Source organism: Bacteroides sp. AR20 (genome assembly GCF_964250605.1).
GTDB lineage: Bacteria > Bacteroidota > Bacteroidia > Bacteroidales > Bacteroidaceae > Bacteroides > Bacteroides uniformis.
In genome coordinates this window covers 1-772 of record NZ_CAXUGK010000077.1, presented here as the reverse complement: position 1 = coordinate 772, position 772 = coordinate 1, and the positions used below count along the sequence as shown (strand labels likewise).

The window sequence follows — 772 nt, the reverse complement described above, 5'->3', positions numbered from 1 at the left end:
AAAAAACAGATTTTTTACGCCCGGTAAATAAGAAAGTCAAGACCGCGACTATCTTTGTGGTAAAAACGAGGTCATAGGGTTTCCCCATCCTCATATGTCCAACGGGCTTGATGTCCCAATAAAAAAATACTTCTATGAAGGTAGTCTGCGGTCTTGACGTACACAAAGATAGTGTTTTTTGCTGTATTCTGTGTGCTAATGGAGAAAAAATCCAGCATAAATTCGGAGTTCTTACCGAAGAGTTGGTCACACTTCGCGACCTTATGGTCTCTGAAGGTGTTGAAGAGTGTGCAATGGAGAGTACCAGTATCTACTGGATACCCATATGGCGAGTGCTTGAAGGGTCAGTGAAACTTCATCTGGTAAACCCTTATTTTATAAAACAGCTTCCTGGCAAAAAGAGTGATGTGAATGATGCCGAATGGATAGCTACTTGTCTGAGTAAAGAACTGATAGCATCAAGCTTTGTTCCTGATGATAAAATTCAACGTCTGCGTCAATATGACAGAAGGATATTTGACCTGAATGTTTCCATAAGCCGCAATTTAGTCAAACTTGACCAATGCATCCAGAGGTGCAACATCAGAATCAGTAATTATATATCCACAACAGATTCCAAAGGGTACCGTTCAATAGTTAAACTTATATCCCAAGGTGTGACAGATGCGGAAGTCCTTGTGAAGGAACTGCATGGAAGAACAATCAACAGGCATGGCAGAGAAACATTGGTGAAAGCACTTACCGGAGTTGTCAGCGAGACCGACATAGACAT

The 772-nt window shown here is 41.3% G+C and carries 1 protein-coding gene; it reads left to right on the top strand.

Going from position 1 to position 772, the window contains the following annotated elements:
• Window positions 1-134: 134 nt before the first annotated feature.
• The coding region (locus ACESTD_RS18440; protein WP_373159102.1) for a transposase at window positions 135-772 on the top strand (638 nt) is incomplete at its 3' end.